Genomic DNA, 6,182 nt, shown 5'->3' on the forward strand with positions numbered 1-6,182 from the left:
CTCGCCTGGGGCCTCTGGCAACACACCACCAACCTCACCACCCACCTCCACACCACCGACCACCAACGCCTCAACCGAGCAGGCATCACCCCGATCAGCGACGAGGAGGGGCTCGCTCTGTTCGACGCTGCGCTGACGCTCGACCGGCCAACCTTGGTCGCCGCCAGGATCGACACCCCGCAGCTGCGGCTCCAGGCCTCGGCGGGCCTGTTGCCCGGGCTCTTCCGCGGGCTACTACGCACACCACAGCGGCGTGCGTCGACCACCGTCACCCCCGCGGCTGAGCTCGCCGACCGACTGGCCCGACTTCCGGTAGCCGAACAGGAGTCGCTTCTCACCGACCTGATCCGCTCGCACGTCGCCACCGTCCTGGGTCACAGTTCGCCGACACGGGTCGAGGTGGACCGGGGCTTCCTCGACATGGGCTTCAGCTCCCTCACCGCCGTGGAGTTGCGGAACCGGCTGAACGCCGCCGTCGGCCTGCGGCTGCCGACCTCGGTCGTCTTCGACCACGCCACGCCGCTGGCACTCGCCCGCCATGTGCGTACACAGGTACTGCCGGAGGATTCGGTCTCGTTCCAACCGTTCCTCACCGAGCTCGACGAATTGGAGCGGGATCTCCTCGCGATCTCTCCGGACACCCGAATGTCGCTTTCGATTCGGCTACAGGATTTCCTGCTGAAGCTCAATCAGGTCCAGGACACCGAAGGAACCGTCGGCGACACCTTTACGGACCGTATTGACACGGCCACCGACGACGAGGTGTTCGAGCTCATCGACAGAGAACTCGGAATCTCCTGAATTCCCCGTACGAGAAGTCCGCAGATCACCGCGAAGGGTGACGCCCACATGTCCAATGAGAACCGGCTCCGCGATTATCTCAAGCGGGTGACTGCTGAGCTGCACCACACCCGGCAGCGGCTCCTGGACGCCGAGTCCGAGGTCCAGGAACCGATTGCGATCGTGGGGACGGCATGCCGCTTTCCGGGCGGCGTCACCTCCCCCGAGGAGCTGTGGCAGCTGCTCGCGGACGGCACGGACGCCATCACGGCGTTCCCCACCAACCGTGGCTGGGATCCGGAGGACCTGTACGACGCGGACCCACAGCGGGCGGGCAAGACCTACGTCCGCGAGGGGGGGTTCCTGCACGACGCCGACGAGTTCGACCCCGGCTTCTTCGGCATCAGTCCGCGGGAGGCTCTGGCAATCGATCCGCAGCAACGGATCCTGCTGGAGCTGGCCTGGGAGGCCATCGAACGGGCCGGCATCGACCCGACACGGCTGCGCGGAAGTGCGACGGGGGTCTTCGCCGGGGTGATGTACGGCGACTACGGCGGACGACTGATGAACCAGGTACCGGAGGAGGTCGAGGCGTACCTCAGCACGGGCAGCGCGTACAGCGTGGCGTCGGGTCGGGTGTCCTACACGTTCGGGTTCGAGGGCCCCGCCGTCAGCATCGACACCGCCTGCTCATCCTCACTGGTCGCACTCCACCTCGCCGCCCAAGCACTCCGCAACAACGAATGCACCCTCGCCCTCGCCGGCGGCATCAGCATCATGGCCACCCCCACCACCCTCATCGAATTCAGCCGCCAACGCGGCCTCGCCCCCGACGCCCGCATCAAAGCCTTCGCCAACACCGCCAACGGCACCACACTCGGCGAAGGCGCCGGCCTCCTCCTCCTGGAGCGGTTGTCGGACGCGAAACGCAACGGGCACCAGGTGCTGGCAGTGGTACGGGGCAGCGCCGTCAACCAGGACGGCGCCAGCAGCCAACTCTCCGCCCCCAACGGCCCCTCCCAACAACGCGTCATCCACCAAGCCCTCACCAACGCCCACCTCACCCCAGCCGACATCGACGCCGTCGAAGCCCACGGCACCGGCACCACCCTCGGCGACCCCATCGAAGCCCAAGCACTCCTCGCCACCTACGGCCAAAACCGACCCACCAACCAACCCCTCTGGCTCGGCTCCATCAAATCCAACATCGGACACACCCAAGCCGCCGCCGGCATCGCCAGCACCATCAAAATGATCCAAGCCATCCACCACGGCGTACTACCCAAAACCCTCCACGTCGACGAACCCACCACCCACGTCGACTGGAACACCGGCGCAGTAACCCTCCTCACCGACCACACCCCCTGGCCCGAAACCGGCCGGCTGCGGCGCGCAGCCATCTCCTCCTTCGGCATCAGCGGCACCAACGCCCACATCATCCTCGAACAACCACCCGTACCGGAGCCACAGCCACAGACACCGAGAGACGAACCCGCCACCAGCGCTCCCCTTCCCTGGCTACTCTCCGCGCGGAGCGAGGCGGCACTGCGCGACCAGGCCACCCGCCTGCACACCCACCTCTCCCGACACCCCGAACTCACCCCCACCGTCGTCGGCCGCACCCTCGCCACCCACCGCACCCACCACAACCACCGCGCCGCCGTCCTCGCCCACCACCGTGAAGACTTCCTCACCCAGCTTCATGCCCTCGCCCAGAACGACATGGTCTCCGGCGCATCCGCGGTCCAAGAGGTCTCCACGGCACCGGCAAAGGTCGTCTTCGTCTTCCCCGGCCAGGGTTCCCAGTGGCTCGGGATGGCGCCCGGCCTGCTGGAGGAGTCGGCGGCGTTCCGGGAGAGTGCCGAGGCCTGCGAGGCCGCCTTCCGCCCCTATCTCGACTGGTCGGTCCTCTCGGTGCTCCGCCAGGAGCCCGGTGCCCCTTCCACCGACCGGGTGGATGTGGTGCAGCCGGTGCTGTTCACGATGATGGTGTCCCTGGCCGCGGCGTGGCGCGGCTTCGGCGTGCGACCTTCGGCCGTGGTCGGCCACTCCCAGGGCGAGATAGCCGCCGCGTACGTCGCAGGCGGGCTCTCGCTCGACGACGCGGCCCGGATCGTGTCACTGCGCAGCCAGGCGTGGCTGAAGCTGTCGGGGCAGGGTGCCATGGCGGCGATTTCGCTCGGGTCCGACGAGCTGCTGCCCCGTATCGAACGGTGGGGTGGCCGACTCTCCATCGCGGCGGTGAACAGTCCGGGCACAGTTTCCGTGGCGGGGTTCCCGGATGCGGTGAGCGAACTCGTCGAGGAGTTGAAGAGCGAGGGCGTCAACGCCCGCGCCATTCCCGGAGTGGACACGGCGGGCCACTCCGCCCAGGTCGACGTCTTCCACGACCATCTGCTCGAGGTCCTGGCCCAGGTGGCTCCCGGTACCTCCCCCATCCGGTTCTACTCCACCGTCACCGGCGGGCTGCTGGACACCGCGGAGCTGCAGGCCGCTTACTGGTACCGCAACATGCGCGAGCCGGTGCGGTTCGAGGACGCCACTCGCGCCCTGCTCGCCGACGGCCACGACGTGTTCCTCGAGGTGAGTCCGCACCCACTGCTGAGTTCCTCCCTGGAGGAGACCGTCGCCGACGCTGGTCCGGAAGCCTCCGTCCTGCACACCCTGCGCCGTGACCACGGGGGTCGGGCGCAGCTGATGGTCGCCCTCACCGCCGCCCACAACAGTGGTGTGGCCGTCGACTGGGCGACCGTGTTCCCCGCGACTCCGGACCCGCCGGCCGACCTCCCCACCTACGCCTTCCAGCGCCAGCCGTATTGGCTGGAGGCCCCGGCAGTAGCGGACGTGGAGGCCGCGGGCCTGGCCCGAGCGGACCATCCGCTCCTCAGCACCGCGATCGAACTCCCCGAGGCCGAGGGGCTGATATTCACGGGCCGACTCTCGGTGCAGACCCTCCCCTGGCTGGCCGAGCACGCCGTGCAGGGGCGCGTCCTCCTCCCTGGCACCGCCTATCTCGATCTGCTGCTGCACGCCGCTGCGCAAGTCGGCTGCGACCGGATCGAAGACCTCACGCTGCAGGCGCCGCTGGTCCTCCCACCGAAGGGTGCGGCGCGGCTCCACGTCACCGTGGGCGCGCCCAACGACGGGGGGCAGCGGCCGTGCTCGGTGTATTCACAGGCGGAGAGCGCCGAGCCCGGCAGCGCCTGGACCTGCCATGGCTCGGGCATGCTCGCCACCGGCACGACCGCAGAGCCCGAGGTGCTGGAGGTCTGGCCGCCCGCAGGTGCTGTGCCGGTCGACGTCGAGGACGTGTACGACCGTCTCGCGGAAATCGGCCTCGACTACGGCAGCACCTTCCGCGGTCTGCACGCGGCCTGGCGCGACGGAGAGAGCCTCTGCGCCGAGGTGGCGCTCCCCGAAGGCACCGACATCTCCGGATTCGGTCTGCATCCGGCGCTCCTCGACGCCGCTCTCCACTCGATCGCGCTGCTGGGCACCGACGCCGCGGGCGGCGGTCAGCCCGATGACCTGACCGTACGGCTGCCCTTCGCGTGGACGGGCGTCTCCCTGCATGCCGTGGGCGCCGGTCGGCTGCGGGTCGTACTCGCGCCCACCGGCCAGGACTCCGTGACTCTGACGGTCTCGGACCCCGCGGGCGGGCCCATCGCCACCATCGACTCGCTGACGCTCCGCGCCATCGACGCCGATGAGTTGGCCACCCACCACGTCGATCTCCACAACTCGCTGTTCCACCTCGACTGGACGGTCATTCCGGCCCCCGAGCCGGACTCCCCGGAGGCCGCGGGCTCACTGGCCGTGCTCGGCGGACAGCCAGTCCCGGAGTCCGCACCAGGATCGTCACGTACCGCACTCGATTGCTACGCGTCGGCGGCGGCGCTCGTCGAGGCCGTCGACTCCGGTACGCCGCCGCCCGACACCCTCGTCGTGATGCCGCCCGCCGGCACCGGCTCCGACCCCTCCGCCGACGCCCGCGCCGTCATCGGCTGGGTGCTCGAAGTGCTCCAGCAGTGGCTCGGCGACGACCGCTTCGCCGAGACCCGGCTGGTGGTGGCGACCAGGAACGCCGTTGCCACCCACGCCGGCGAACATCTCCCTGACATCTCCGCGGCTGCGGTCCGTGGCTTCGTCCGTGCCGCCCAGTCGGAGAACCCCGACCGGATCACGCTCATAGATCTGGCCGGGGAGGAGCTCTCGGCCGATCTGGTGGCGATGGCGCTGGCCTCCCAGGAACCCGAACTCGCGCTGCGCGACGGCACTGTGTACGTTCCCCGGCTGGCCCGAGCGGATGCCGCCCCGTCCCTGGTGCTGCCGGTCGGATCGGACTGGCGACTGGAGGCCAGCGGCAAGGGCACGCTGGAGACGCTGGCGGTCATCGAGAACCCCTCGGCCATCCGGCCCCTGACCGAGGGGGAGGTACGGGTCGCGATCCGTGCGGCGGGCGTGAACTTCCGGGACGTACTCGTATCGCTGGCCATGGTTCCCGGGCAGGAGACCATCGGCAGCGAGGCGGCAGGCATCGTGACGGAGGTGGGTCCGGAGGTCGAGGGGCTCTCCGTCGGCGACCGTGTCATGGGCCTGTTCAGGGGGTCGCTGGGCCCGGTCGGCGTCACCGACCAGCGGCTGGTCGTGCGGGTGCCCGGTGGGTGGGACGACGCGCAGGCCGCCTCCGCTCCGGTGGCGTTCCTCACCGCGTACTACGGCCTCAAGGAGCTGGCCGAGGTGCGTCCGGGGCAGAAGGTGCTGGTGCACGCGGCCACCGGCGGTGTGGGACTGGCAGCCATACAGCTGGCCCGGCTGCTGGGTGCGGAGACCTTCGCCACCGCGAGCCCTGCGAAGCACCATGTCCTTTATGCCGAGGGGTTCGACGCGGACCACATCGCCAACTCCCGCATGCTGGACTTCGAGAAGCAGTTCCTCGCGGTGACCGGGGGGAACGGGGTCGATGTCGTCCTCAACTCCCTCGCCCAGGAATTCGTGGACGCCTCACTGCGCCTGGTGGCGCCCGGGGGGCACTTCCTGGAGATGGGAAAGACAGACATCCGGGACCGGGAAGCGGTCCGCAAGGACCATCCGGATGTCAACTACCAGGCGTACAACCTCGATCAGGAGGGGCCTGGGTCAGTACGGAAGATGCTGGCCGAGCTGGCCGAGTTGTTTGAGCGCGGCGATCTGAAGCCGCTGCCCACCACCAGTTGGGACATCCGCCAGGCACCGGAAGCCTTCCGCCACCTCAGCCAGGCGCGTCACATCGGCAAGTTGGCGCTTAGCGTGCCGCGAGGGCTCGAGCCTGAAGGCACCGTCCTGATCACCGGCGGCACCGGAACCCTCGGCAGCCTCCTCGCCCGACACCTCATCACCCACCACAACATCCGCCACATCCA

The 6,182-nt window shown here is 69.3% G+C and carries 2 protein-coding genes; both read left to right on the forward strand.

The annotated features are described in order from the left end of the window. Positions 1-801, forward strand: an 801-nt coding sequence (locus ACGFR7_RS37365; RefSeq protein WP_393328512.1) for a phosphopantetheine-binding protein, incomplete at its 5' end; no start/stop codon positions are given. Between the two features lie 48 nt (positions 802-849). Further along, positions 850-6,182 (forward strand): beta-ketoacyl synthase N-terminal-like domain-containing protein (locus tag ACGFR7_RS37370; protein ID WP_393328515.1); only part of this gene is annotated, 5,333 nt, incomplete at its 3' end.

The sequence above is a fragment of the Streptomyces sp. NPDC048516 genome, assembly GCF_043199875.1.
Classification (GTDB): domain Bacteria; phylum Actinomycetota; class Actinomycetes; order Streptomycetales; family Streptomycetaceae; genus Streptomyces.